Here is a 26,174-nt window from a genome sequence, read left to right on the forward strand (position 1 = left end):
ATCAGTAACGAATTTTCGGGTCGATAACGGCATACAGCACATCGACAATCGCGTTAAACACGATGGTCAGCGTACCCACCAGTATGGTCAGACTAAGAACCAGCGAATAGTCGCGGTTTAACGCCCCATTGACGAACAACTGGCCAATACCCGGCAAACCATAAATGGTTTCAATAACCATCGAACCGGTGATAATGCCGACAAATGCCGGTCCCATATAGGACAGCACTGGCAACAGCGCTGGTTTTAACGCATGACGGAAAATAATCCGCCGCATCGGCAGCCCTTTAGCGCGCGCGGTACGAATAAAGTTAGAGTGCAGTACTTCAATCATCGAACCGCGAGTAATACGGGCGATACTGGCGATGTAGGCCAGTGACAAGGCCACCATCGGCAGGATCATAAATTTCAGCGCCCCGCCGTTCCAGCCCCCGCCGGGTAGCCATTTCAAGGTTATGGCAAATATCATGACCAATAAGGGAGCGACCACGAAACTGGGGATAACCACCCCGGTCATAGCCACCCCCATCACCGTATAGTCCCAACGTGTATTTTGCTTCAGCGCGGCTATCACTCCGGCGCTAACACCGACGAGTACCGCCAGAATAAAGGCTGCCGCACCCAGCTTCGCAGAAACCGGAAAGCTCGAGGCAACGAGGTCGTTAACCGTATAGTCTTTATATTTAAAGGATGGTCCAAAATCGCCGTGCGCCAGCTGTTTCAGATAGCTGAAGTACTGCGTCGAGATGGGATCGTTAAGATGATATTTCGCTTCAATATTCGCCAGCACCTCTGGCGGTAACGCGCGTTCCCCGGTGAATGGGCTTCCGGGCGCAAGGCGCATCATAAAGAATGAAATCGTAATAAGAATAAACAGCGTCGGAATCGCTTCCAGACAGCGACGTAATATAAATTTTAACATTGCCCGTACCTTCTGGCGTGTGCCTTTATACCCGTCATACTTCAAGCTGCAAGTGCGTTGGCTTTACTCGCTCACACCAGTCACTTACTTAAGTAAGCTCCTGGTTATTCGCTGCGTTGCCGCCTTCCTGCAACGTGAAGTATTTAGGGTATACCTCTCTTTGTCTAAAGAGGTATTTATAGTTCGAAGAAAAAGACACTGTGGGGCAACATGATTGCCCCACGTCTTGCCATTAATGCTTGATAATATACAAGTCTTTAACGTGGATATTATCCATCGGGTCTTTACCGGAGTATCCGCCAACCCATGGTTTCACCAGGCGGGCGTTAACATAGTAATAAACCGGTACAATCGCAGAATCTTTATCCAACTGCTGTTCCGCTTTCGAATACAGTTCGCTGCGCTGCGCTTCATCCGTCACTTTCAGCGTATCCGCAATCAGCTTATCAAATGCCGGGCTCTTATAGTGGACGGTATTATTGGAGCTGTCGGACAGCACCATATTCAGGAAGGACGTCGGTTCGTTATAGTCTGCACACCAGCCCGCACGCGAAACATCATAGTTGCCCTGATGGCGCGTATCGAGGAACGTTTTCCATTCCTGGTTTTCCAGCTTCACATTAGCACCCAGATTTTTCTTCCAGATAGATGCCGCGGCAATAGCCAGCTTCTTATGCAGGTCTGAGGTGTTATACAACAGATCAAAGGTCAGCGGTTTCTCAGCGGTATATCCGGCCTCAGCCAGCAGTTTCTTCGCTTCTTCATTACGTTTTTCCTGAGACCACTTGAACCACTCTGGCTCAACCAGTTTCGCACCATCAGTGTATGGAGGAGTAAAGCTATATGCCGGCAGGTCACCCTGGTTTTTCACTTTATTGACGATAATGTCACGATCCAACGCCAGCTTCAGGGCGGTACGAACACGAACATCGTTGAACGGTGCTTTCTGGTTGTTAATTTCGTAATAATAGGTGCACAGATAGGGGTCAACGTGGACTTCGTTCGGGATCTCTTTTTTCAGTTTCTGGAATAACTCAATCGGCATGTTGTTATAGGTCATGTCGATTTCACCGCTGCGATAGCGGTTAACGTCAGTCACTTCAGAAGAAATAGGCAGGTAGGTTACCTGGTTAATAACCGTTTTGGCGTTGTCCCAATAGTTGGTATTACGCTCAAGCACAATGCGCTCGTTGACAACCCAGTCTTTCAGTTTATACGCACCGTTAGTAACGATGTTAGCGGGCTGGGTCCACTTCTCGCCGAATTTTTCAACAGCAGCTCTAGGAACCGGTGAAACGGATGAGTGCACAAGCAGTTTGTAGAAATAAGGAACTGGTTCGCTGAGGGTGACTTCAAAAGTATGATCGTCGAGAGCTTTTACACCGAGATCGGTGATCGGCTTTTTACCGGCGATAATATCATCAATATTGACAATATGACCGTACTGCAAATAACTGGCATACGGTGATGCAGTATTTGGATTAGCCAAACGTTGCCAGCTATACACGAAATCTTGCGCGGTAACAGGCGTGCCGTCAGACCACTTTGCATCTTTACGCAGATGGAATGTCCAGACTTTAAAATCTTTATTTTCCCATTTTTCAGCCACGCCAGGCGATGGTTTGCCATCGACATCACTGATTAATAAACCTTCAAACAGGTCACGGTTAATGTTGGATTCAGGTACACCTTCGATTTTGTGGGGATCGAGTGACTGCACTTCCGAACCGTTATTGCGTACCAGAGTCTGCTTTTCAGCAAGCTGCACACCCGCTGGCACTTCTGCCGCCGTGGCAACATTTCCAGCGACTAGCGCAGTTAAGATCCCCGCAGCTACTAAACTTTTTTTAGTGATGTTAGTCATTGTGTTGTACTCCCTCATTATTATGGCTGGTTTTTTAACCAGACTGTTAATCCTGTCAGGATCCCTGTACGGCACCGGAGATTTTCTGCCGTCAGGTGGTTTATTGTTTTACTGCTTGCTATCACCGACTTTATTTATTCTGGCGATTCGTATGACCGCCTTGCGTCGATTCTCTACGTGCCTCCCCTGCCGGAAACACGCTATTACCCTGTTGAGAGAAACTAACTGCAAATGATTCTCATCAACGTGAATTCTTCTGCATATTATCTGGCCGGAAAGTATCAAATGCGTTTCTTAACCGCCAATACATTTTACAAATTTGTTAACCAATTCTCTTTTATTGGAAATAAATCTCACTTAAAAAGTCTTACGAATGAAGATTCGTTATGGGAAATTCACAAAAATCAATACATTATGTCGACTATGGTGTTAACCATCCTGTCCGAAGTCAACGCCATGTCAAAATGCACATAAATTTAACAATTGGTTATTAATTAGCACATTCATCTGAAATTAAGGCTGAAATAACTAATAACATTTCGATAATCCTTCAGCAAGCCCCAGAGTATGATGTTAATAAAATAACAGCAGTATCGGTCTTCACCGGGCGCACTGAGACGTGTTATATCTTTAGAATCAATGACTAACAGGAGAGTTAATCATCAGCATTTTTTATTATTGCTCTGCTGATTTTCAACTTTAGTGAGAAGTTTTACTGATAATGAAATGAAACGGAGCCGGACACGACTCCGTTTGCACAGAAGAGAGGTTTCAGGCCAGCAAACCAGGGAAAATGGATTTGATGCCTGTAACGATAAATTCGATACCCAAAGCCATTAACAGCAGCCCCATAATACGCGTAATGACGTTGATACCGGTTTGGCCCAACAGGCGCACTAACCATGGTGCCATGCGGAACAGCCCCCAGCAGCACAGGGCAAACAACGCAATCGCTACAAAAAAGCCAAACAGGTTAATCGCGCTATGATATCGCGTACCCCAAACAATAGTTGAGCTTATCGCCCCCGGCCCCGCCATCAACGGCAATGCCAACGGCACAACGCCGATACTTTCACGGATTGCGGTTTCTGATTTTTCCTGTTTGTTTTGTTTATCTTCCCCTAGTTTTCCGCTAATCATTGACATCGCGATAGTCACAACCAGAATGCCGCCAGCGATCCTGAACGAGTCAATTGAGATGCCGAAGAGTTGCAAAATACCATCACCAAGAAACAGCGAAGTCCACAGGATGATTGCGACAGAAAGGTTTGCCGTGAGGTTGGTTTTGTTTCGTGCTGCGGCAGTTTGATAGCTGGTCATACTGATAAAGACGGGGATGATCCCTACCGGGTTGACCAACGCAAATAACCCAATGAAAAATTTAAAATAGACAGGAAAATCAAATAGCGTTTGGATCACGGTTAGCTCCGAAGCGTTAGCCGGATAAAATGAGTCATAAAAATTGATAAAATCCGCGCTGAAGATACGCCTTTTGTCAGCATACTTCACCTTCTATCTGCGTATATCAATGTAAATACGCTACCAATACTCAGTGTTATTAATATGTATTAAATATGCTAATGTTATTAGCATTCATCACGCCAATTTATTAACACTTAACGAGAAACGCTAAAAGGGCCTGCTGAAAGGTGTCAGCTTTGCGAATTTTTGATCCAGATCACGCAATTACTACTCAGAAGTGAGTAATCTTGCTTACGCCACCTGGAGGTAACGCGTTAGAGTTAACAGGCGCTAGCGTATAAGCTCTTTTAGTAAATCAAAGTAAAGTGGACGTTAATTAACCGTTTGATTTTCAAACCATTACACAAATTTTCGTCGGTCTGTCTATACTCTCGTATCGAGCAGATGATTTACTAAAAAAGTTTAACATTATCAGGAGAGCATCATGGCTGTTACTAATGTCGCTGAACTTAACGCACTTGTAGAGCGCGTAAAAAAAGCCCAGCGTGAATATGCCAGTTTCACTCAAGAACAGGTTGACAAAATCTTCCGTGCCGCCGCTCTGGCTGCCGCAGACGCTCGAATTCCTCTCGCGAAAATGGCCGTTGCCGAATCCGGCATGGGTATTGTCGAAGATAAAGTGATTAAAAACCACTTCGCTTCTGAATACATTTACAACGCTTACAAAGATGAAAAAACCTGTGGTGTGCTGTCTGAAGACGACACTTTTGGTACCATTACCATTGCTGAACCGATTGGTATCATCTGCGGTATCGTTCCAACCACTAACCCTACCTCTACTGCGATCTTCAAATCACTGATCAGCCTGAAGACCCGTAACGCCATCATCTTCTCTCCGCATCCGCGCGCAAAAGATGCAACTAACAAAGCAGCTGACATCGTTCTGCAAGCAGCTATCGCTGCTGGCGCACCGAAAGATCTGATCGGCTGGATCGATCAACCTTCCGTTGAACTGTCTAACGCGCTGATGCACCACCCGGACATCAACCTGATCCTTGCGACCGGTGGTCCAGGCATGGTTAAAGCGGCATACAGCTCCGGTAAACCGGCTATCGGCGTAGGCGCAGGTAACACCCCTGTTGTTATCGACGAAACCGCTGATATCAAACGTGCTGTTGCATCTGTTCTGATGTCTAAAACCTTCGATAACGGCGTAATCTGTGCTTCTGAGCAGTCTGTCGTCGTGGTTGACTCCGTATATGATGCAGTACGTGAGCGTTTTGCGACTCACGGCGGCTACATGCTGCAGGGCAAAGAGCTGAAAGCAGTCCAGGACGTTATCCTGAAAAATGGCGCGCTGAACGCAGCTATCGTTGGTCAGCCGGCATACAAGATTGCTGAACTGGCAGGCTTCTCCGTACCAGAAACCACTAAGATTCTGATCGGTGAAGTGAAGGTTGTTGACGAAAGCGAACCGTTTGCTCACGAGAAACTGTCTCCGACGCTGGCAATGTACCGTGCGAAGGACTTCGAAGACGCAGTCATCAAAGCTGAAAAACTGGTTGCGATGGGCGGTATCGGTCATACCTCTTGCCTGTACACTGACCAGGACAACCAGCCAGAGCGTGTTGCTTACTTCGGTCAGATGATGAAAACCGCACGTATTCTGATCAACACCCCGGCTTCTCAGGGTGGTATCGGTGACCTGTACAACTTCAAACTCGCACCTTCCCTGACTCTGGGTTGTGGTTCCTGGGGTGGTAACTCCATCTCTGAAAACGTTGGTCCTAAGCACCTGATCAACAAGAAAACCGTTGCTAAGCGAGCTGAAAACATGTTGTGGCACAAACTTCCGAAATCTATCTACTTCCGTCGTGGCTCTCTGCCAATCGCACTGGATGAAGTGATTACCGATGGTCACAAACGTGCGCTGATCGTGACCGACCGCTTCCTGTTCAACAACGGTTATGCAGACCAGATCACCTCCGTTCTGAAAGCTGCTGGCGTTGAAACCGAAGTGTTCTTTGAAGTTGAAGCTGACCCGACTCTGACCGTTGTTCGCAAAGGTGCTGAGCTGGCTAACTCCTTCAAACCAGACGTAATCATCGCACTGGGTGGTGGTTCCCCGATGGACGCCGCGAAAATCATGTGGGTTATGTACGAGCACCCGGAAACTCACTTCGAAGAACTGGCACTGCGCTTTATGGACATCCGTAAACGTATCTACAAGTTCCCGAAAATGGGCGTAAAAGCGAAGATGATTGCAGTTACCACCACTTCCGGTACCGGTTCTGAAGTGACTCCGTTTGCGGTCGTTACCGACGATGCAACTGGGCAGAAATACCCGCTGGCAGACTACGCGCTGACTCCGGATATGGCGATTGTTGACGCTAACCTGGTTATGGATATGCCGAAGTCACTGTGTGCGTTCGGTGGTCTGGATGCCGTCACTCACGCTCTGGAAGCTTACGTTTCAGTACTGGCTTCTGAGTTCTCTGATGGTCAGGCTCTGCAAGCGCTGAAATTGCTGAAAGAAAACCTGCCAGCGTCTTACCATGAAGGTTCTAAGAACCCGGTAGCGCGTGAGCGTGTACACAGTGCAGCAACTATCGCCGGTATCGCGTTTGCTAACGCCTTCCTGGGTGTATGTCACTCAATGGCGCACAAACTGGGTTCTCAGTTCCACATTCCTCACGGTCTGGCGAACGCCCTGCTGATCAGCAACGTTATTCGTTATAACGCGAACGACAACCCGACTAAGCAGACTGCATTCAGCCAGTACGACCGTCCGCAGGCACGCCGTCGCTACGCTGAAATCGCAGACCATCTGGGTCTGAGCGCACCGGGCGACCGTACTGCCGCGAAAATCCAGAAACTGCTGGGCTGGCTGGAAGAAATCAAAGCTGAATTGGGTATTCCTAAGTCTATCCGTGAAGCTGGCGTTCAGGAAGCTGACTTCCTGGCACACGTGGACAAACTGTCTGAAGATGCGTTTGACGACCAGTGTACTGGTGCTAACCCACGTTACCCGCTGATTTCTGAACTGAAACAGATCCTGCTGGATACCTACTACGGTCGTGAGTATAGCGAAGGTCAGACCGCCGCTAAGACTGAAGCAGTAGCTGCACCGAAAGCAGAAAAGAAAGCGAAGAAATCCGCTTAATTTGCTCAGATAAGTTTTAGTTTCATCATAAACGGTCCCAATTGAATTGGGGCCGTTTTTTTTCGTCTTGTGTTATGAAAATCGGGGAATACACAATTTAACCATGTGAATAGAATGGCAGTGTAAGAGATGTATTCAGGAAGATGTGAGACTAGCCGTCAGAAGAGAGTCTGACAGGGTAGAGAACATTGACGAAGGTTCCGGCCTACCCTGTGTTTATAAGCGCTCAGAAGCGTACAGGGTTAATCGTGGCTGTGTCGTTCTTGTATCGCCGTCAGAGAGCCCTCAGACTGCGCTTGTTTGTAGTGTTTACGACATACCGACACATAGCGTTCATTCCCGCCGATAACCACCTGCTCGCCCTCGTTATAAGGTCTTCCAGCCTGATCAAGGCGTAATACCATGCTGGCCTTACGGCCACAGAAACAAATGGTCTTTAATTCAACCAGTTTATCTGACCACGCAAGCAGGTATTCGCTGCCACCAAATAACTCACCACGAAAATCAGTACGTAAGCCGTAACACAAAACAGGAATATCCAGTTGATCGACAACTTCAGATAATTCATAAACCTGTTGTCGGGTCAGAAACTGAGACTCATCGACCAGTACACAGTGAATTCTTTGCTGCGCATTCTCGGCGCGAATCTCTTCGAACAATGATGAATTTTGGTTAAACAATTTTGCAGGTGACGACAGACCTATACGTGAACTTACTTTTCCAGCACCAAAACGGTCATCAATTTCCGCTGTATATACAACGGCACGCATCCCACGTTCCTGATAATTGTACGAAGATTGCAACAATGCAGTCGACTTACCTGCGTTCATTGCAGAATAGTAAAAATATAGTTGTGCCATTGACCGAAGGCCCTCACCCGGGGAAATAAATATGGGCTGGATTGTATCATATTTCACGAACATGTCGGTGTAGCGTTGGCCGCCAAGGCGTATAAATGAGCGGGCAAGCTCGCACAGTGCCACCTGAATTTAAGTAACGGGTAGTGAGAGAGCATACAACCATCGACCAAACAGCCTGAGCTCGGACGCGTATATACACACTCTTTCACAAATAGTGCTCATGAAATTTATCAATGTCACTTATCATCATACGGCAATAAAGAACCCCTTCCCATATTGTTATTGAATCTACCTACTGTCGCCATGTATTAGCGAATTCACGTAAGCAAAACTAATACAAAAGGTTGAAATCACTGCAAAGAGATACTATTTGTACACCATAAAATGTGACCTGAATCTTGAATTTTTACTCTCAGCCGCTGAGAAGCCCCCTCGCCAATAAGCCTTTTTTATGCCCAACATCATGGGGAATTTAAGACAGGAGAATTAATTCTGATACTAAATAAAGCGCAATTTTGAATTCCTTACATTCCTGGCTATTGCACAACTGAATTTATCGCTCTATTATTAGCTCAACAAACCACCCCAATATAAGTTTGAGATTACTACAATGAGCGAAGCACTTAAAATTCTGAACAACATCCGTACTCTTCGTGCGCAGGCAAGAGAATGCACTCTGGAAACGCTTGAAGAAATGCTGGAAAAATTAGAAGTTGTAGTTAGCGAGCGTCGCGAAGAAGAAAGCGCTGCTGCTGCTGAAGTTGAAGAACGTACTCGTAAACTGCAACAATATCGTGAAATGCTGATCGCTGACGGCATTGATCCGAACGAATTGCTGAATAGCATGGCTGCTGTTAAATCTGGCACCAAAGCTAAGCGCGCTGCACGTCCGGCTAAATATAGCTATGTTGACGAAAACGGTGAAACTAAAACCTGGACTGGCCAGGGTCGTACACCGGCAGTGATCAAAAAAGCTATGGAAGAACAAGGTAAACAACTGGACGATTTCCTGATCAAGGAATAATTCAGAAATAGTTTGTTTAAAATCCCGCCACTGGCGGGATTTTTTTTACCGGTACTTCGCTCAAACCTACCCGGATTAGGTATAAAAAAACGGCGCTGTTAATACAGCGCCGTTCTGACCAGATAATACCAGAAGGTTACTTCTTAATACCCATCTCGTCTTCCAGCCAGGCTTTAAATTCGGCGCCGAGAGTATTATGGCGAATACCATATTCAACGAACGCCTGCATATAGCCCAGTTTATTACCACAGTCGTGGCTTTTGCCCTTCATGTGATAAGCTTCAACCGTCTCTTTTTCAATCAGCATATCGATAGCATCTGTCAGCTGAATTTCATCACCCGCTCCCGGAGGGGTTTTAGCCAGCAGAGGCCAGATATCGGCACTAAGAACGTAACGACCCACAACAGCCAGATTAGAAGGCGCAACATCAGCTTTTGGTTTTTCAACCACGCCAACCATCGGGACGCTTTCGCCCGGGGATAATTCAACGCCTTTACAATCCACAACGCCATAAGCCGTAACATCTTCTACCGGTTCAACCATAATCTGGCTGCTACCTGTTTCATCAAAACGATGAATCATTTCGGCAAGGTTGTCGCGGGATAAATCAGATTCGTATTCGTCAAGAATTACGTCCGGCAGGATTACAGCTACCGGTTCATCGCCAACCACAGGGTGCGCGCACAATACCGCGTGGCCCAGACCTTTAGCCAGCCCCTGACGCACCTGCATAATAGTCACATGTGGCGGACAAATAGATTGCACTTCTTCCAGCAGCTGACGTTTTACACGTTTTTCCAGCATCGCTTCAAGTTCAAAACTGGTGTCGAAGTGGTTTTCAATGGAATTTTTAGACGAGTGAGTTACAAGTACAATTTCAGTGATGCCCGCAGCAATACATTCGTTTACGACGTACTGAATTAATGGCTTATCAACCAACGGTAGCATCTCTTTCGGGATTGCTTTCGTAGCCGGTAACATCCTGGTTCCTAATCCCGCAACTGGGATAACGGCTTTTTTGACTTTTGAATTAAGGGCAGCCATTTAAAACTCTCCTGGACTGTTCATGTATTGAACGTGTTCATCATTCTGTATCGCATCCGAGTATATCAGTACAGCGACAAGCTTCTGGTCTGAAAAGGACGCGCGTCGGTATAATTAAGATAAATACGAATAAATCTGGCGCTGATAGTAGCACTCACAACATGGGGAGGGTGAACCAATTTCATTTGCACGCCTCTCAATTGTTCATTCCGCAGACAACATCAAGCGCAGGCGACCTCCCGCCCCCCAAATCTGGCATTGCCATGACTCACAATGTTGGCTCAGCTGATTAAGATACGTATTACCTAAGGTACCCAGCGGAACGCCATTGCTGATTTGCACTTGGTGGGAACCGGTATTTAATGTCGCATTCAGCCCTGCTGATACCAGAATTAGATTTTTTAATCCGCTGTGGTAATACCCTACCAGCAAGGGAAACTGCCCTGGTAAATTGGCTTGCCGCAACAAATGATTTACCTGTTTCAATAACGTACCTAGCTCTGGCAACCGTTGATTTTGTTGTGTCAGTTGCTCCTGCAGTAAACCATTAAATAGCGCTCGCAGTAATAATGCAGCCAGCACGCCATTATCCCCTGCCCGCGTCACATCAAGGCAATAGAATGCAAGGTCATGATCCGACAGCGGCGCAATATCCAACACCAGCCCCGGTTGGTCGGCTGCCACCAATTGTCGATAGTTAATGCGACAGTGCGAGAGCACTTGCGACACTGGAGGCTGTAATTCTTTTAGCAACTTCGCAGCAGCAGCAGGATCGTCCACCATCGCATCCCAGTCGCGAAACAGCCGTTCTTCTTCTTCCACGCGTGAATTAAACATGTTGGGATAAAGACAGGCAAAGACGGTTTCTCGCAAGCGATTAAGGTCTTTCACCGGCTTCAACAGGACATCATCCACACCGAGTCGTAGCGCTTTGGCTATGTCGGACATGTTTTCCGTCGCAGAAATCACCAGTATCGGGGTCTGATCGCCACGATTGCGTAAATACTCAACCAGTTTGAGACCGTTCATTCTTGGCATAGCCAGGTCGCAGATCATCAGGTCGGGTTTAAAATGCCCAAGCAAGTCCAATGCTTCAAGTCCGTCACCAGCTACCGCCGTTGTCGCTCCCAAAGAGGAAAACCATGAGTCCATGAGTGAGCGAAATACCGGCTCATCCTCAACGATAAGAATCTGTTTTCCGACCAATGGCTGCGTCATATTCTCCCCCCTGACTGGCTTTAATAAATAGTGGCATGCTATTGCCACTCACGCCTGTCAGAATTAGCTTAAGTGTTGATAAAAAATGCGTTAGACGTTGGTTTTCACCAGGGGTAGAAGCTCATCCATTTTCTTCTCGACCGCTAACTGCCCGGCAGCAATTGCCGCACTGGCGCGGTGAAAATCCAGCGTGGATATTTGTGGACAAAACGGCTGAATCAGAATGTCTGGAGGGTCACCGGCCATGCGGTTACGTTTCAGTCGGTTTTCCAGAACCTGAATAGACGTCGTCATAATCTCCATCGCCGTGGGCGCAGTTACTGCACGCCTGGCCGTAATGTTGCTCAAGCGTTCTTTCAGACGGGCATGCCATGAGAGTTCGTCACCATCATCACCCGATTCGGCATCGCTATTGACGTTGAAGGAGAGTAAATCTTGTTGCATGAGATGCGCATCGTGTTGCAGGTCGACCGCAATAACAATATCGGCCCCCAACGCGCGAGTCAGGGAGACAGGGACAGGATTCACCACCGCACCATCGACCAGCCAGTAACCATTGTGCGCCACAGGTGACATCAGGCCAGGAATACTGCAGGAGGCCCGGACAGCCAGATGTAAATCACCTTCGGTGAACCAAAGTTCCCGACCCGTACTCAGATTGGTGGCCACTGTTGCGAAACGGCGAGTACATTGCTCAATTGCTTCTACCGGCATCACATTACGGTACTGATTGAATACCCGTTCACCGCGCAGTAAACCTCCCCTGCGCCACGAGAGATCCATCAACCGCAAAACATCCCAATAGCTGAAAGAACAGACCCACTTTTCGAGAGCAGGCAGCTTATTGCAGGCGTAGGCAGCGCCAACCAACGAACCGATGGAGCACCCTGCCACGATATCAACATCAATACCCATATGCTTAAGGGCTTTAATAACGCCAATATGCGACCAACCTCGCGCCGCGCCGGAACCTAGCGCCAGCCCAATTTTTATTTTTCTCATTATACGTACAAACTTCCCCTGGCTTGCAGACGTAGCAACATCGCTACCGCTCAGTTAACATAGTGCCACTCTGGCGTTTTTACGCCGTTTTTATATTCCAGGGAGTACTTTGTGTCTCAGCTTTGTCCCTGTGGTAGCGCTGTCGAGTATAGCCTATGTTGCTACCGTTATGTGTCCGGCGCGCAAGTAGCACCTACGCCGTCACACCTCATGCGTTCTCGTTACTGTGCTTTTGTGATGAAAGACGCAGATTACCTTATCAGGACCTGGCATCCGAATTGTCATGCGGCCGAGTTTCGCGACGACATTATCGCAGGATTTACTCATACCGAATGGCTTGGACTGACCGTTTTTGAACAAGAGACGGCAGACACAGAAAATATCGGCTATGTCAGTTTTGTCGCACGGTTTTCTGAACAAGGTAAAACAGGTGCAATTATCGAGCGCTCTCGTTTTTTAAAAGAAAACGGTCAGTGGTACTATATAGATGGTACACGCCCTCAAATTGGACGAAACGATACCTGCCCTTGTGGCTCAGGTAAAAAATTTAAAAAGTGCTGCGGCTAATCAACGCCCGACAGTATCAATTTTGCAAACATTCTCAACAGGATCACCGCTGCAAATGCATTCATTACAACGAAAAGTGCTGCGTACTATTTGCCCGGACCAAAAAGGTCTGATCGCGCGCATTACGAATATCTGTTACAAGCATGAACTGAACATCGTGCAGAACAATGAGTTTGTGGACCACCGTACCGGACGCTTTTTTATGCGCACCGAACTGGAGGGCATTTTTAACGACGTCACGCTGCTTGCCGATCTGGACAGCGCCTTACCTGAAGGCTCGATTCGTGAATTAACCCCAGCAGGCCGCCGCCGCATCGTCATTTTGGTCACCAAGGAAGCGCATTGCCTGGGCGATTTATTAATGAAGGCCAATTATGGCGGGCTGGATGTTGAAATCGCCGCGGTGATCGGCAATCACGAGACCTTGCGTCCTCTGGTTGAACGGTTTGATATTCCGTTTGAGCTGGTGAGCCATGAAGGTTTAACACGTGACGAACATGATCAGAAAATGGCTGATGCTATCGACGCCCACCAGCCGGACTATGTCGTGCTGGCTAAATACATGCGCGTTCTGACCCCGACATTTGTTTCACGCTTTCCGAATAAAATTATCAATATTCACCATTCATTCCTGCCAGCATTCATTGGTGCTCGTCCGTACCATCAAGCTTATGAGCGTGGCGTGAAGATCATCGGCGCGACGGCCCACTACGTGAATGATAACCTCGATGAAGGCCCAATCATTATGCAGGACGTGATCCATGTTGATCACACCTATACTGCCGAAGATATGATGCGCGCGGGTCGCGACGTTGAAAAAAATGTATTAAGCCGTGCGCTGTATCAGGTTCTGGCTCAACGCGTCTTTGTTTACGGTAACCGAACGATTATTCTGTAATCGATTGATAAGTTAATTGGTTACCTTTACATCTTTACGTGTAAAAATCAGGCAACCAGTTCTTTTTTATCAACGGAATGCTTTACAGGGGCGCATCATTTGATATGATGCGCCCCGCTTCCAACGGAAGCAGGCCAGTAATTAGCATTACCCCGTGGTGGGGTTCCCGAGCGGCCAAAGGGAGCAGACTGTAAATCTGCCGTCATCGACTTCGAAGGTTCGAATCCTTCCCCCACCACCATCTTCTAGCACTGCCTACAATTTGAATTACCCCTGGTGGGGTTCCCGAGCGGCCAAAGGGAGCAGACTGTAAATCTGCCGTCATCGACTTCGAAGGTTCGAATCCTTCCCCCACCACCATCACTTCATAAAGCACCAACAGCAAATCAATCTCTAATGCCCCATATTCTGCCCATGCGGGAAGGATGAGAAGCTTCGACTAAGGTTCGATTCGAGCGAAGCGAGAAAGCGTTGCCGCAGGCAACGACCCGAAGGGCGAAGCGCACTGCGCTGAGTAATCCTTCCCCCACCACCATCACTTCATAAAGCAACACACTCAATTCCTCTGCAATGCCCTTTATTTGCCTGATGCGCTTCGCTTATCAGGCCTACGAACTCGACACGTGCCCGCTATTTGTCTGCTGCGCTGCGCTTATCAGGCCTACAAACTCGATACGTGCCCGCTATTTGTCTGCTGCGCTACGCTTATCAGGCCTACAGCACTCGCTGATACCTTCGTAGGTCGGATAAGGCGCTTGCGCCGCCATCCGGCAAACAGGCATAAAAAAACCCCGCCGAAGCAGGGTTTTGTCATTCTCAAATATACGATTAGTGACGCGCGCGAACAATCTGGTATTTGCGTGTCAGATATTCGACCGGGACGCTCCAGATGTGTACCAGACGCGAGAATGGGAACAACAGGAACAGCGTCATACCCAGCACCAGGTGCATACGGAAAATGAACGCAACACCATCCAGATATTGAGACGCTCCGCCCTGGAAGGTCACCACTGTCTGCGCCCAGTTCACCAGCTTCATCATCTCACTACCGTCCATATGCTGGGCGGAGAACGGAATGGTCAGCAGGCCCAGCGCACACTGGATCACCAGCAGTGAGAGGATCAGAATATCCGCTCCGGTGGTGGTGGCCCGCACGCGTGGGCTGAACAGACGACGTTTCAGCAGCAGTACGCCACCAATCAGACACATCAGGCCACTGGCACCGCCCGCAAACATTGCCATCTTTTGTTTCACTTCAAGCGGTAGCCAGGCTTCATACATCCAGTGCGGCGTCAACATGCCAAGGAAGTGCCCTGCAAAGATACCCAGGATCCCGATGTGAAACAGGTTTGACGCCAGATTCATCCCTTTGCGATCCAGCATCTGACTGGAAGCCGCACGCCATGTATATTGCCCATAGTCATAACGCAGCCAGCTGCCGATTAGAAAGACAGAACCCGCGATGTACGGATAGATGTCAAAGAAGAACGTATTCAGGAAGTGCATTATTGCTGTCCTCCGGTGGTGATATTCAGATACTGCGGCGCAACGGCCCCGGCAAAACGACGCTGGTGAGCGGAGATTTCCGACTCGCCACACCCCTGATCGGCGAAGAATTTCACCTGCTCTTCTTCCCAGACCGCATCCAGCGCTTGTGGAGTATCGTCACGGGCTTCATCCGCAATTTTTTCAGCCACTTTATCGCTGTCGATAACGGTATTCGCCAGTTTTAACAGCAGATCGAACAGCACCGCATAACGGCTTTCACGCTGTTGCAAACGAGCGCTGAGCAGCGCCAGAATCGGCGCAATATCCTGTAAGCCACCTAGCGCTTCGCTTTTCGGCAGTTGCGCAAGGTATTCCAGATACAGCGGCAGATGATCGGGAAGTTCGCGGCTGTCGAGCTGCAAACCGTGCTGCTCATACTGTGCCATCAGGTCAACCATAGCCTGACCGCGATCGCGGGATTCACCGTGAACATGTTCAAACAGCAGCAGCGATGTCGCGCGGCCACGGTCAAACAGTTCGCTGTAGGCGGCCTGCACATCCAGCATGTCCTGCGCGGTTAGATCGCGCAGGAAAACGCCCAGAGCCTGGGCATCCTCTTTATCCAGGTTCTCAGATGACGCGAGTGCATCGAAAAGTTCCTGCTGATGCTGCCACAAGGCAGCATCCGGGTACTCGAGCAGACGCGAAACAATGACGAGTTCAATCATTGGTGCGGCTCCGTTTTGCTGGTCACATCGACAGCGTCGATGCGGCGGCTGTTGAACAGATTGAATTTAGTATCAGAACCGTGGCAACCGTCGCCGAAGGTAAAGCCACAACCGCTTTTCTCCGGGAACGCGTCACGCGCCAGTTCACGATGGCTGCTCGGTACCACGAAACGATCTTCGTAGTTCGCGATTGCCAGGTAACGATACATTTCCTGTGCCTGTGCTTCGCTTAAGCCCACTTCTTCCAGCGCACGGGTATCAACTTTGCCGTCAACAGTTTCCGCACGTTTGTAGTGACGCATTGCCAGCATACGTTTCAGCGCCAACAGTACTGGTTGGGTGTCACCTGCGGTCAGCAGGTTCGCCAGGTACTGAACCGGAATACGCAGGCTGTCAACATCCGGCAGAATACCGTTGCTGCCCAGCTCGCCCGCATCAGCAGCTGACTGAATCGGTGACAATGGCGGCACGTACCAGACCATCGGCAGTGTGCGGTATTCCGGATGCAGCGGCAGCGCCAGCTTCCAGTCCATCGCCATTTTGTAAACCGGAGACTGCTGTGCGGCATCAATGACGCTCAGCGGAATACCATCTTTCAGCGCCTGTTCAATAACAGCCGGATCGTTCGGATCGAGGAACACGTCCAGTTGACGCTGGTACAGATCTTTCTCGTGCTCGGTGCTTGCTGCACTTTCGATCGCATCTGCGTCATACAGCAGTACGCCGAGGTAACGGATACGACCTACACAGGTTTCGGAGCAAACGGTCGGCTGACCGGCTTCGATACGCGGGTAGCAGAAGATGCACTTCTCAGATTTCCCGCTCTTCCAGTTGAAGTAGATCTTCTTGTACGGGCAGCCGGTGATACACATACGCCAGCCGCGGCACTTGTCCTGGTCGATCAGCACGATGCCATCTTCTTCACGCTTGTAGATAGCGCCGCTCGGACAGGTCGCCACACACGCCGGATTAAGGCAGTGCTCACACAGACGCGGCAGGTACATCATGAAGGTGTTTTCGAACTGACCGTACATCGCCTTCTGCATGTTTTCGAAGTTCTGGTCTTTGGCGCGTTTTTCAAACTCACCGCCCAGAATTTCTTCCCAGTTCGGACCGCTGGTGATTTTATCCATTCGCTGACCGGTGATCAGCGAGCGTGGACGAGCAATTGGCTGTGCTTTGCTGTCTGCCGGGGCGTTATGCAACGTCTGGTAGTCAAAATCAAACGGCTCGTAGTAATCATCCATGCCCGGCAGATGCGGGTTAGCAAAGATTTTACCCAACAGCAGCGCTTTGTTACCCATGCGCGGCTGCAGTTTGCCGTTGATTTTACGGATCCAACCGCCCTTCCATTTTTCCTGGTTTTCCCAGTCGTTCGGGAAGCCAACGCCAGGCTTACTTTCGACGTTGTTGAACCAGGCGTACTCCATACCTTCACGGCTGGTCCAGACGTTTTTACAGGTCACTGAACAGGTGTGGCAGCCGATGCACTTATCGAGATTCAGCACCATGCCGACTTGTGAACGAATTTTCATTTTACGCTCTCCTGTACCTGGTCATTGCCTTCGCCATCCAACCAGTTAATGTTCTTCATCTTACGTACAACTACGAACTCATCACGGTTTGAACCGACGGTACCGTAGTAGTTAAAGCCGTAGGCCAGCTGCGCATAGCCGCCGATCATATGGGTCGGTTTCGGCGTAATACGGGTCACCGAGTTGTGGATCCCGCCACGCTGCTGGGTGATTTCTGAACCCGGCAGGTTAACGATACGTTCCTGCGCGTGGTACATCATGGTCATCCCGGCCGGTACACGCTGGCTGACAACTGCACGTGCCGTCAGCGCACCGTTGCTGTTGAAGACTTCGATCCAGTCGTTATCTTCGATTCCCAGATCCTTCGCATCGACTTCGCTCATCCACACAATCGGGCCACCGCGTGACAGCGTCAGCATCAGCAAGTTGTCGCTGTAAGTGGAGTGGATACCCCATTTCTGGTGCGGCGTCAGGAAGTTGAGCGCTTTTTCCGGGTTACCGTTTGATTTCTCGCCGATCACCGCTTTCACCGAACGGGTGTCGATTGGCGGACGGTAAACCAGCAGGCTTTCACCAAAGTCACGCATCCACTGATGATCCTGATACAACTGCTGGCGACCAGACAGCGTACGCCATGGGATCAGCTCGTGAACGTTGGTATAGCCGGCGTTATAAGACACGTGTTCATCTTCCAGTCCTGACCAGGTCGGGCTGGAGATAATTTTGCGCGGCTGCGCCTGAATATCGCGGAAGCGAATTTTTTCGTCTTCTTTATTCAGCGCCAGATGCGTATGGTCACGACCGGTAAATTCACTCAGCGCAGCCCAGGCTTTAACGGCTACCTGACCGTTAGTTTCCGGCGCCAGCGTCAGGATCATCTCGGCTGCATCAATTGCGGTATCCAGCATCGGCTGGCCTTTTGCCGGACCTTCAGCCTTGGTGTAATTGAGCTTACGCAGCAGATCCATTTCGCTCTGGGTATTCCAGGCAATCCCTTTACCGCCGTTACCGATTTTTTCCATCAGCGGGCCGATGGAGGTGAAACGCTCGTAGGTTGCTGGATAATCACGCTCAACGGTCATGATGTGCGGTGCGGTAACACCAGGAATCAGGTCACATTCACCTTTTTTCCAGTCCTTCACGTCCAGCGGTTGTGCCAGTTCTGCGGCAGAGTCGTGCTGAATTGGCAGCGTAACGACGTCGGTTTCTTTACCGAGATGACCCACGCAAACTTCAGAGAATTTCTTGGCGATGGCTTTGTAGATTTCCCAGTCGCTCTTTGATTCCCAGGCCGGGTCAACGGCCGCAGACAGAGGATGAATAAACGGATGCATGTCCGAGGTATTCATATCGTCTTTTTCATACCAGGTTGCGGTCGGCAGCACGATGTCGGAATACAGACAGGTGCTCGAAAGACGGAAGTCCAGCGTAACAACCAGATCCAGTTTGCCGTCCAGGCCGTTATCCTGCCATTCCACTTCTTCAGGCTTCACGCCGCTCTGCTGGCCGAGATCTTTGCCCTGAATACCATGTTCAGTACCCAGCAGATACTTGAGCATGTACTCGTGGCCTTTACCGGAAGAACCGAGCAGGTTAGAACGCCAGATAAACAGGTTGCGCGGATGGTTTTTACCGTTTTCCGGCTGCTCTGCCGCAAAGCGAATTGAACCTTCTTTCAGGGATTTAACGGTGTAATCTACCGGCGTCATACCTGCTTTCTGCGCTTCTTCGGCGATACGCAGCGGGTTAGTCCCTAACTGCGGCGCAGATGGCAACCAGCCCATACGTTCAGCGCGAACGTTAAAATCAATCAAATGACCGCTGTAGCGGGATTTGTCTGCCATCGGGGAAAGCAGTTCCTGCGCAGTAACCGTCTCATAGCGCCATTGGCTGGAGTGGTTATAGAAGTAGGAAGTGCTGTTCATATGACGAGGCGGACGCTGCCAGTCAAGAGCAAACGCCAGCGGCTGCCAGCCGGTTTGCGGACGCAGTTTTTCCTGGCCGACATAGTGGGCCCAACCGCCGCCGCTCTGACCGATACAACCGCAGAACACCAGCATATTGATCAAGCCACGATAGTTCATATCGAGGTGGTACCAGTGGTTCAGGCCCGCACCGACGATGATCATCGAACGACCGTGTGTTTTATCGGCGTTATCCGCAAATTCACGGGCAATGCGCACGATCTGAGAGCGAGATACGCCAGTGATTTTTTCTGCCCATGCCGGCGTGTACGCTTTCACGTCATCGTAGCTGGTCGCGCAGTTTTCGTCGTTCAGACCACGTTCCAGGCCATAGTTAGCCATGGTCAGGTCGTAAACGGTGGTCATCAGCGCGGTAGAGCCATCGGCCAACTGCAGGCGTTTAACCGGCAGTTTGTGTAACAGAATATTTTCCAGCTCTACTTTACTGAAGTGCTCGGTGCCTTCGCCGCCAAAGTACGGGAAGCCCACTTCAGCGATATCGTCCTGGCTACCCAGCAGGCTGAGCTGCAGTTCAGTTTCATCACCGGACGTACCGTCGCGTTGCTCAAGGTTCCATTTGCCCTTTTCGCCCCAACGGAAACCAATTGAACCGTTTGGCGCAACCATTTCGCCGTTGCTGTTGATAGCGACGGTTTTCCATTCTGGGTTATTTTCCTGGCCCAGAGAGTCGACCAGATCCGCCGCACGCAGCATACGACCAGCAGCATAGTAGCCGTCACGCTCTTCGAGCATCACCAGCATTGGCATGTCGGTATAACGACGAACATAGTCGGTGAAGTACTGGCTCGGGTTATCGAGGTGGAACTCGCGCAGCATGACATGGCCCATCGCCATTGCCATCGCCGCATCGGTTCCCTGCTTCGGTGCTAGCCACAGGTCGCAAAGTTTGGCAATTTCTGCGTAGTCCGGAGTAATCGCTACCGTTTTGGTGCCTTTATAGCGAACTTCAGTAAAGAAGTGTGCATCCGGAGTACGGGTCTGCGGTACGTTAGAGCCCCATGCAAGAATGTAGCTGGAGTTATACCAGTCGGCAGATTCCGGTACGTCGGTTTGCTCGCCCCAGGTTTGCGGGGAAGCCGGCGGCAGGTCACAGTACCAGTCGTAGAAGCTCAGGCAGGTACCGCCAATCAGCGACATATAGCGTGCGCCGGAAGCATAAGAAACCATCGACATCGCTGGGATCGGAGAGAAGCCTGCAACGCGGTCAGGGCCATAGGTTTTGATGGTGTAAACGTTAGATGCAGCAATCAGTTCATTCACTTCCTGCCAGGAAGAACGAACAAACCCACCACGACCGCGCGCTTGTTTGAAGCTTTTTGCTTTGTCGGCGTCTTCGATGATGGATGCCCATGCGTCTACCGGATCGCTGTGCAGTCTTTTTGCTTCACGCCACATCTTCATCAGACGTTTGCGCATCAGCGGGTATTTCAGACGGTTAGCGCTGTAGAGATACCAGGAATAGCTTGCACCACGTGGGCAGCCGCGAGGCTCGTGGTTAGGCATATCTGGACGCGTGCGTGGGTAGTCAGTTTGCTGGGTCTCCCAGGTCACCAGACCATTTTTCACATAGATTTTCCAGCTGCATGAGCCCGTGCAGTTTACCCCGTGGGTTGAACGCACGATTTTGTCATGCTGCCAACGCTGGCGGTATCCGTCCTCCCAGTCCCTGTTGGTATTGAGAAGCTGGCCATGCCCATCGGCAAAGGTTTCGCCCTTCTGTTTGAAGTAGCGAAACCGGTCCAGGAATTTACTCATCGGTTTTCTCCTGTAGGAGCCTGACGGCTCTCTGATAAATCGACATTGCTTGATTGAGAGCGAAGGTAACGCTCTGAAAGGGCGTGAGAATTGATAACGATCAAGGCATGCAGGGATGAAAAATGAAGGTTGGTTTTTACATACCCCCAAAGTGGGATATTGTTTTTTAACGTAATATTTTGAATTTAAAGGATTTTAAATAATTCACTTATCATACAAATGTTAAATTCTTTATAAGTGGGTATTAAGGGGTATCCCCCCTGCTTAGCATATTGCGAGTACCGTTCTCACAGGCTGTTGTCATTTCACAATACCAAAGTATGTTGTAACTAATTACAGATAAAAAAAAGCGCGGTCTAACACCGCGCAATGGATAATCAACCTACACGTCATCATTCAAACGGCTTCTGCGTTGGCTGAGCTTGTTCTCCCCAGTCACATACTTCAGTAAGCTCCTGGGGAATCCTCACTTGCCGCCTTGATGCAGTTCGAATGATTTTGTGTATACAGCTTTTTTACTTTTTAGAATGACGTCCGTACACCGCCCAGGTGATGACCACACAAGCGACATAGAAGATCAGAAATACTTTCATCGCATCGACCGGCGAACCGGTTAACGCCAGAGACGTACCAAATGCTTTCGGGATAAAGAAGCCGCCAATCGCACCAATGGCTGAGATAAAGCCCAACGCTGCCGCAGTGTCTGTTGCTGCTTCGCGCATTGCTTTCTCTTCTGAACCGCCTTCAGCTTTCACTCTGTCCATCGTCAGCTTGCGGAAGATAACGGAGATCATCTGGAAGGTTGAACCACTCCCCAGACCAGCCGTCAGGAACAATGCCAGGAACACCGCGAAGAAGGCGATAAAGTTGCCGCCAACGCCGTTTGATGGCAGCGTCAGGAACAGTAAGGCACTGAAAATTGCCATCAGCACGAAGTTCACCAGCGTTACACGGGTTCCGCCCAGACGGTCAGAGATTGCGCCGCCCGCTGAACGAGCCAGCGCGCCAATCAACGGTCCAAAGAAGGCGTAATGCAGGATCTGTACCTCAGGAAACTGCGTTTTTGACAACATGGCAAAACCGGCAGAGAAACCGATGAATGAACCGAAGGTTGCCAGATACAGCAGGCTCATAATCCACAGATGCCCACGTTTCAGCACCGGCAATTGCTCTTTCAGCGACGCTTTTGAGGTTGCCAGTTCATTCATACCAAACCATGCAGCCAGCGTTAACACCGCAAGGAACGGTACCCAAATCCATGCGGCGTTTGCCAGATACAGCTGTGTACCATCCGGTTGTTCAACCCCGTGGCTACCAAATGCGGCAAAGATTGACAGTGAAACCACCAGCGGCGCAACCAACTGCATCACGCTGACGCCCATGTTGCCCAGGCCACCGTTCAGACCCAGCGCACCACCCTGTTTCTGTTTTGGAAAGAAGAAACTGATGTTTGCCATGCTGGACGCAAAGTTCGCACCGGCGAAACCGCACAACAGAGAGATAATAATAAAGGTACTAAACGGCGTGGAAGTATCCTGCACCGCAAAACCTAACCATACGCAAGGAATGATCAGGATACCGGTGCTAAACGCTGTCCAGCGACGTCCACCAAACAGGGGAACCATAAAGGAGTACGGAACACGCAGCAGCGCGCCGGACACAGAAGGTAATGCCGTCAGCATGAACAGCTGTTCAGTGGTGAAATCAAATCCGACTTTCGGTAAGTTCACCGCCACGGCGCTAAATAACATCCACACGCAAAACGCCAGCAGCAAGCAAGGGACGGAGATCCACAGGTTACGGCTGGCGATTCGTTGACCACGCTGCTGCCAGAAGGCGGGATCTTCCGGCCGCCATTCGGTAATTACAGCTCCAGATGCCCTTTCCGGGGCAGATGAGTGACTCATAGACACCTCTGATACTTGTTTCGATGCCTGCAACATTAGGGTTTACAGCTGGAGGTAAGTTGATATAAATCAAAGGAAAAGGTGTCATTATTCATGCCTAAAATTTATCATCACCCTAAATGAGTACATAACTTCGGTAAAAAAGATGTGGTTTTTCACGCTTCTGTCGCCCCCTACTCCCCCTCGGCCAGGATCTCTCCCTCCACTGGCAATTAAGAGGTAGCCCGTTTGAGGTATGGGTATACTCCAGTGTATCGCCGAGAATAACGCCACTGCCTGCAGCAGAATCGTCATTCAATAAGGTTTTCTGTTCGACGAAAACCCGAAGGAACAAGTCACCATGTTTAAACGTTGTCTCTCCCCGCTTACGCTGGTCAACCAGGTGGCGCTGATTGTTTTATTGTCCACAGCCATCGGCGTGGCGGGTATGGCTGTCTCCGGCTGGCTGGTTCAGGGCGTTCAGGGTAGCGCCCATGCAATCAACAAAGCGGGATCGCTGCGCATGCAGAGTTATCGCCTGCTGGCAGCCGTACCGCTGGACGCTAGCGATCAACCGCTTCTGGATGAAATGGAGAAAACGGCGTTTAGCCCGGAGTTGACGCGTGCCGCAAAGCGAGACGGACAACAGGCGCAGTTAAAAGCACTACAGGATTACTGGCACACTGAACTGGCGCCGGGGCTTGCGCATGCGCAAACGCCTGATGCGGTAGCGCAGGATGTGACGCGCTTTGTAGGCGGTCTGGATAAGCTGGTTACCGCCTTTGACCATACCACTGAATTACGCATTGAACGCGTCGTCCTGCTGCATCGACTGATGGCCATATTTATGGCATTGCTGTTGGTGTTCACCATTATCTGGCTGCGCGTGCGCCTGTTAGAGCCGTGGAAACAGCTGCTGGCAATGGCGCGAGCCGTCAGCCAACGTGATTTTACCCAACGCGCGCGTATCAGCGGGCGTAATGAGATGGCCGCTCTGGGCTCGGCACTGAATAATATGTCGGAAGAACTGGCCGAAAGTTACGCCGTGCTGGAACAGCGGGTACAGGAGAAAACGGCGGGTCTGGAGCACAAAAATCAGATCCTTTCTTTTCTGTGGCAAGCCAACCGCCGCCTGCACTCTCAGGTGCCGTTGTGCGAACGCCTCTCTCCGGTACTGAATGGTCTGCAAAATTTGACCTTGCTGCATGATATTGAACTCCGGGTTTACGACCTGGAAGATGAAGACAATCATCAGGAATTTACCTGTCAGTCCAATGCCAGCTGTGATGAGAAAGGTTGCCATCTTTGTCCTCGCGGAACGCTGCCCGCGATTGACGGCGGAATCACATTGAAATGGCGGCTGACCGACGCGCATACCCAGTATGGTATTCTGCTCGCCACCTTGCCGAACGGACGCCATCTCAGCCACGATCAGCAGCAACTGGTTGATACCCTGGTTGAGCAACTGACCGCAACGCTCGCGCTCGACAGACATCAGGAGCGTCAGCAGCAGTTGATCGTGATGGAAGAGCGTGCCACCATTGCACGCGAACTTCATGATTCTATTGCACAATCGCTCTCTTGTATGAAGATGCAGGTTAGCTGTTTGCAGATGCAGGGCGATGCGCTTTCAGATAACTGTCGCGAGTTGCTCAGCCAGATTCGTAACGAGCTGAATGCTTCGTGGGCACAACTGCGTGAGCTGTTAACCACCTTCCGTTTACAGCTCACAGAACCTGGATTACGGCCGGCGCTGGAAGCCAGCTGTCAGGAGTACAGCGCCCGTTTTGGATTTACGGTTAAGCTGGATTATCAGCTACCGCCACGCCTGGTCCCTTCGCATCAGGCGATTCACCTGCTACAAATTGCGCGCGAAGCCCTGAGTAATGCACTTAAACACTCTCAGGCCAATGAAGTGGTCGTGACGGTGGTGCAAAATGGCAAGCAGGTCAAACTAACAGTGCAAGATAACGGCTGCGGCGTACCGGAAAACGCCGAACGCAGTAACCACTACGGCATGATTATAATGCGCGACCGTGCGCAAAGCTTGCGCGGCGATTGCCGCGTACGCCGTCGCGAGACGGGCGGTACTGAAGTTGCTGTCACTTTTATTCCCGAAACAAACTTCACAGAAGTCCAAGGAGATACCCATGAGTAATCTGGAACCGGCAACCATCCTGTTGATCGACGATCATCCGATGCTGCGAACCGGTGTAAAACAGCTTGTCAGCATGGCGCCCGATATTACCGTTGTCGGCGAAGCCAGCAATGGTGAGCAGGGTATCGAGCTGGCTGAATCCCTTGATCCCGATCTGATCCTGCTTGATCTCAACATGCCCGGCATGAACGGCCTGGAAACTCTCGATAAGCTGCGTGAAAAGTCACTGTCGGGCCGTATCGTTGTGTTTAGCGTATCCAATCATGAAGAAGACGTAGTTACCGCACTGAAACGCGGCGCTGACGGTTATCTGCTGAAAGATATGGAGCCTGAAGATTTACTCAAAGCCTTACAGCAGTCAGCGGCCGGTGAAATGGTGCTGAGTGAAGCCTTAACACCGGTTCTGGCCGCCAGCCTGCGTGCTAATCGTGCAACGTCGGACCGTGATGTCACCCAACTGACACCGCGTGAGCGCGACATTCTCAAGCTCATTGCCCAGGGGCTGCCGAACAAGATGATCGCCCGTCGTCTGGACATCACTGAAAGTACGGTAAAAGTCCATGTGAAGCATATGTTGAAGAAAATGAAGCTCAAATCACGCGTCGAAGCCGCGGTATGGGTACATCAGGAACGCATTTTCTGATAACGCGTTGA

Annotated in this window: 18 protein-coding genes, 2 tRNA genes and 1 other RNA gene; 9 read left to right on the forward strand and 12 right to left on the reverse strand. The window is 50.1% G+C overall.

The features are described 5' to 3' along the window. Position 1: 1 nt before the first annotated feature. The 3 genes from oppB to ychE all read right to left on the reverse strand — a co-directional run bounded on the left by oppB (position 2) and on the right by ychE (position 4,205). Positions 2 to 922, reverse strand: a complete 921-nt coding sequence (gene oppB / locus OGX89_RS04310; protein ID WP_003020708.1) for an oligopeptide ABC transporter permease OppB — start codon at positions 920 to 922, stop codon at positions 2 to 4. A 232-nt stretch (positions 923 to 1,154) separates the two neighbouring features. Further along, a complete protein-coding gene (gene oppA, locus OGX89_RS04315; RefSeq protein ID WP_003833370.1) occupies positions 1,155 to 2,786 on the reverse strand; it encodes an oligopeptide ABC transporter substrate-binding protein OppA in 1,632 nt (543 codons plus the stop codon). 771 nt (positions 2,787 to 3,557) lie between these two features. Next, positions 3,558 to 4,205 (reverse strand): NAAT family transporter YchE, encoded by a 648-nt coding sequence (ychE, locus tag OGX89_RS04320; protein ID WP_003020714.1) that lies wholly within the window; start codon positions 4,203 to 4,205, stop codon positions 3,558 to 3,560. A gap of 487 nt (positions 4,206 to 4,692) precedes the next feature. Between ychE and adhE the strand changes: the two genes are divergently transcribed. After that, the gene (gene adhE / locus OGX89_RS04325; RefSeq protein ID WP_003833375.1) at positions 4,693 to 7,371 is read left to right on the forward strand and encodes a bifunctional acetaldehyde-CoA/alcohol dehydrogenase; all 2,679 of its coding nucleotides are present in this window, start codon (positions 4,693 to 4,695) and stop codon (positions 7,369 to 7,371) included. Between the two features lie 242 nt (positions 7,372 to 7,613). On the opposite strand, the gene tdk is transcribed toward adhE, so the two are convergent. Then, positions 7,614 to 8,231 carry a thymidine kinase gene (gene tdk, locus OGX89_RS04330; protein ID WP_008784954.1) on the reverse strand — a complete coding sequence of 206 codons (618 nt, stop codon included), beginning with the start codon at positions 8,229 to 8,231 and terminating at the stop codon, positions 7,614 to 7,616. 610 nt (positions 8,232 to 8,841) lie between these two features. On the opposite strand from tdk, the gene hns reads away from it, so the two are divergent. Beyond that, positions 8,842 to 9,255, forward strand: coding sequence for a histone-like nucleoid-structuring protein H-NS (gene hns, locus OGX89_RS04335; protein WP_003020723.1), 414 nt, complete (start codon positions 8,842 to 8,844; stop codon positions 9,253 to 9,255). Positions 9,256 to 9,391: 136 nt separating this feature from the next. On the opposite strand, the gene galU is transcribed toward hns, so the two are convergent. The 3 genes from galU to rssA all read right to left on the reverse strand — a co-directional run bounded on the left by galU (position 9,392) and on the right by rssA (position 12,520). Further along, entirely contained in the window at positions 9,392 to 10,300 is a 909-nt protein-coding gene (gene galU, locus OGX89_RS04340; protein ID WP_003020727.1) for a UTP--glucose-1-phosphate uridylyltransferase GalU, read from the reverse strand. Positions 10,301 to 10,504: 204 nt separating this feature from the next. Continuing rightward, complete coding sequence (rssB, locus tag OGX89_RS04345; RefSeq protein WP_003833382.1) at positions 10,505 to 11,518, reverse strand: two-component system response regulator RssB; 1,014 nt, start codon at positions 11,516 to 11,518, stop codon at positions 10,505 to 10,507. Positions 11,519 to 11,608: 90 nt separating this feature from the next. After that, positions 11,609 to 12,520, reverse strand: a complete 912-nt coding sequence (rssA, locus tag OGX89_RS04350) for a patatin-like phospholipase RssA (protein ID WP_003833384.1) — start codon at positions 12,518 to 12,520, stop codon at positions 11,609 to 11,611. A 111-nt stretch (positions 12,521 to 12,631) separates the two neighbouring features. Here rssA and OGX89_RS04355 point away from each other — a divergent pair, with 111 nt between their 5' ends. The 5 genes from OGX89_RS04355 (at position 12,632) to OGX89_RS04375 (ending at position 14,520) form a co-directional block, all read left to right on the forward strand. Continuing rightward, the gene (locus OGX89_RS04355) at positions 12,632 to 13,087 is read left to right on the forward strand and encodes a YchJ family protein (RefSeq protein ID WP_003833385.1); all 456 of its coding nucleotides are present in this window, start codon (positions 12,632 to 12,634) and stop codon (positions 13,085 to 13,087) included. A gap of 55 nt (positions 13,088 to 13,142) precedes the next feature. Next, positions 13,143 to 13,985: a formyltetrahydrofolate deformylase gene (purU, locus tag OGX89_RS04360; RefSeq protein ID WP_003020737.1), complete on the forward strand. Its 843-nt coding sequence runs from the start codon at positions 13,143 to 13,145 to the stop codon at positions 13,983 to 13,985. A 156-nt stretch (positions 13,986 to 14,141) separates the two neighbouring features. Further along, a tRNA-Tyr gene (locus OGX89_RS04365) sits at positions 14,142 to 14,226 on the forward strand. A gap of 34 nt (positions 14,227 to 14,260) precedes the next feature. After that, a tRNA-Tyr gene (locus OGX89_RS04370) sits at positions 14,261 to 14,345 on the forward strand. A 44-nt stretch (positions 14,346 to 14,389) separates the two neighbouring features. Then, a non-coding RNA gene (locus OGX89_RS04375) (RtT sRNA) lies at positions 14,390 to 14,520 on the forward strand. A gap of 293 nt (positions 14,521 to 14,813) precedes the next feature. On the opposite strand, the gene narI is transcribed toward OGX89_RS04375, so the two are convergent. The 5 genes from narI to OGX89_RS04400 all read right to left on the reverse strand — a co-directional run bounded on the left by narI (position 14,814) and on the right by OGX89_RS04400 (position 23,383). Continuing rightward, positions 14,814 to 15,491, reverse strand: coding sequence for a respiratory nitrate reductase subunit gamma (gene narI / locus OGX89_RS04380; RefSeq protein WP_003833386.1), 678 nt, complete (start codon positions 15,489 to 15,491; stop codon positions 14,814 to 14,816). Then, entirely contained in the window at positions 15,491 to 16,201 is a 711-nt protein-coding gene (gene narJ, locus OGX89_RS04385; RefSeq protein WP_063940832.1) for a nitrate reductase molybdenum cofactor assembly chaperone, read from the reverse strand. Before narJ ends, narI begins: the two co-directional genes overlap by 1 nt. Continuing rightward, on the reverse strand, positions 16,198 to 17,736 hold the full coding sequence (gene narH / locus OGX89_RS04390; RefSeq protein WP_003833388.1) for a nitrate reductase subunit beta: 1,539 nt from the start codon (positions 17,734 to 17,736) through the stop codon (positions 16,198 to 16,200). Before narH ends, narJ begins: the two co-directional genes overlap by 4 nt. Then, on the reverse strand, positions 17,733 to 21,476 hold the full coding sequence (locus tag OGX89_RS04395) for a nitrate reductase subunit alpha (protein WP_126957239.1): 3,744 nt from the start codon (positions 21,474 to 21,476) through the stop codon (positions 17,733 to 17,735). Before OGX89_RS04395 ends, narH begins: the two co-directional genes overlap by 4 nt. Before the next feature lie 515 nt (positions 21,477 to 21,991). Further along, positions 21,992 to 23,383 (reverse strand): NarK family nitrate/nitrite MFS transporter, encoded by a 1,392-nt coding sequence (locus OGX89_RS04400; protein ID WP_003833390.1) that lies wholly within the window; start codon positions 23,381 to 23,383, stop codon positions 21,992 to 21,994. Between the two features lie 340 nt (positions 23,384 to 23,723). On the opposite strand from OGX89_RS04400, the gene narX reads away from it, so the two are divergent. Further along, entirely contained in the window at positions 23,724 to 25,520 is a 1,797-nt protein-coding gene (narX, locus tag OGX89_RS04405) for a nitrate/nitrite two-component system sensor histidine kinase NarX (protein ID WP_003833391.1), read from the forward strand. After that, entirely contained in the window at positions 25,513 to 26,163 is a 651-nt protein-coding gene (narL, locus tag OGX89_RS04410) for a two-component system response regulator NarL (protein ID WP_003833392.1), read from the forward strand. The genes narX and narL overlap by 8 nt, the downstream gene beginning before the upstream one ends. Positions 26,164 to 26,174: the final 11 nt, after the last annotated feature.

This window comes from Citrobacter sp. Cpo103, assembly GCF_030332605.1.
Classification (GTDB): Bacteria; Pseudomonadota; Gammaproteobacteria; order Enterobacterales; family Enterobacteriaceae; genus Citrobacter; species Citrobacter portucalensis.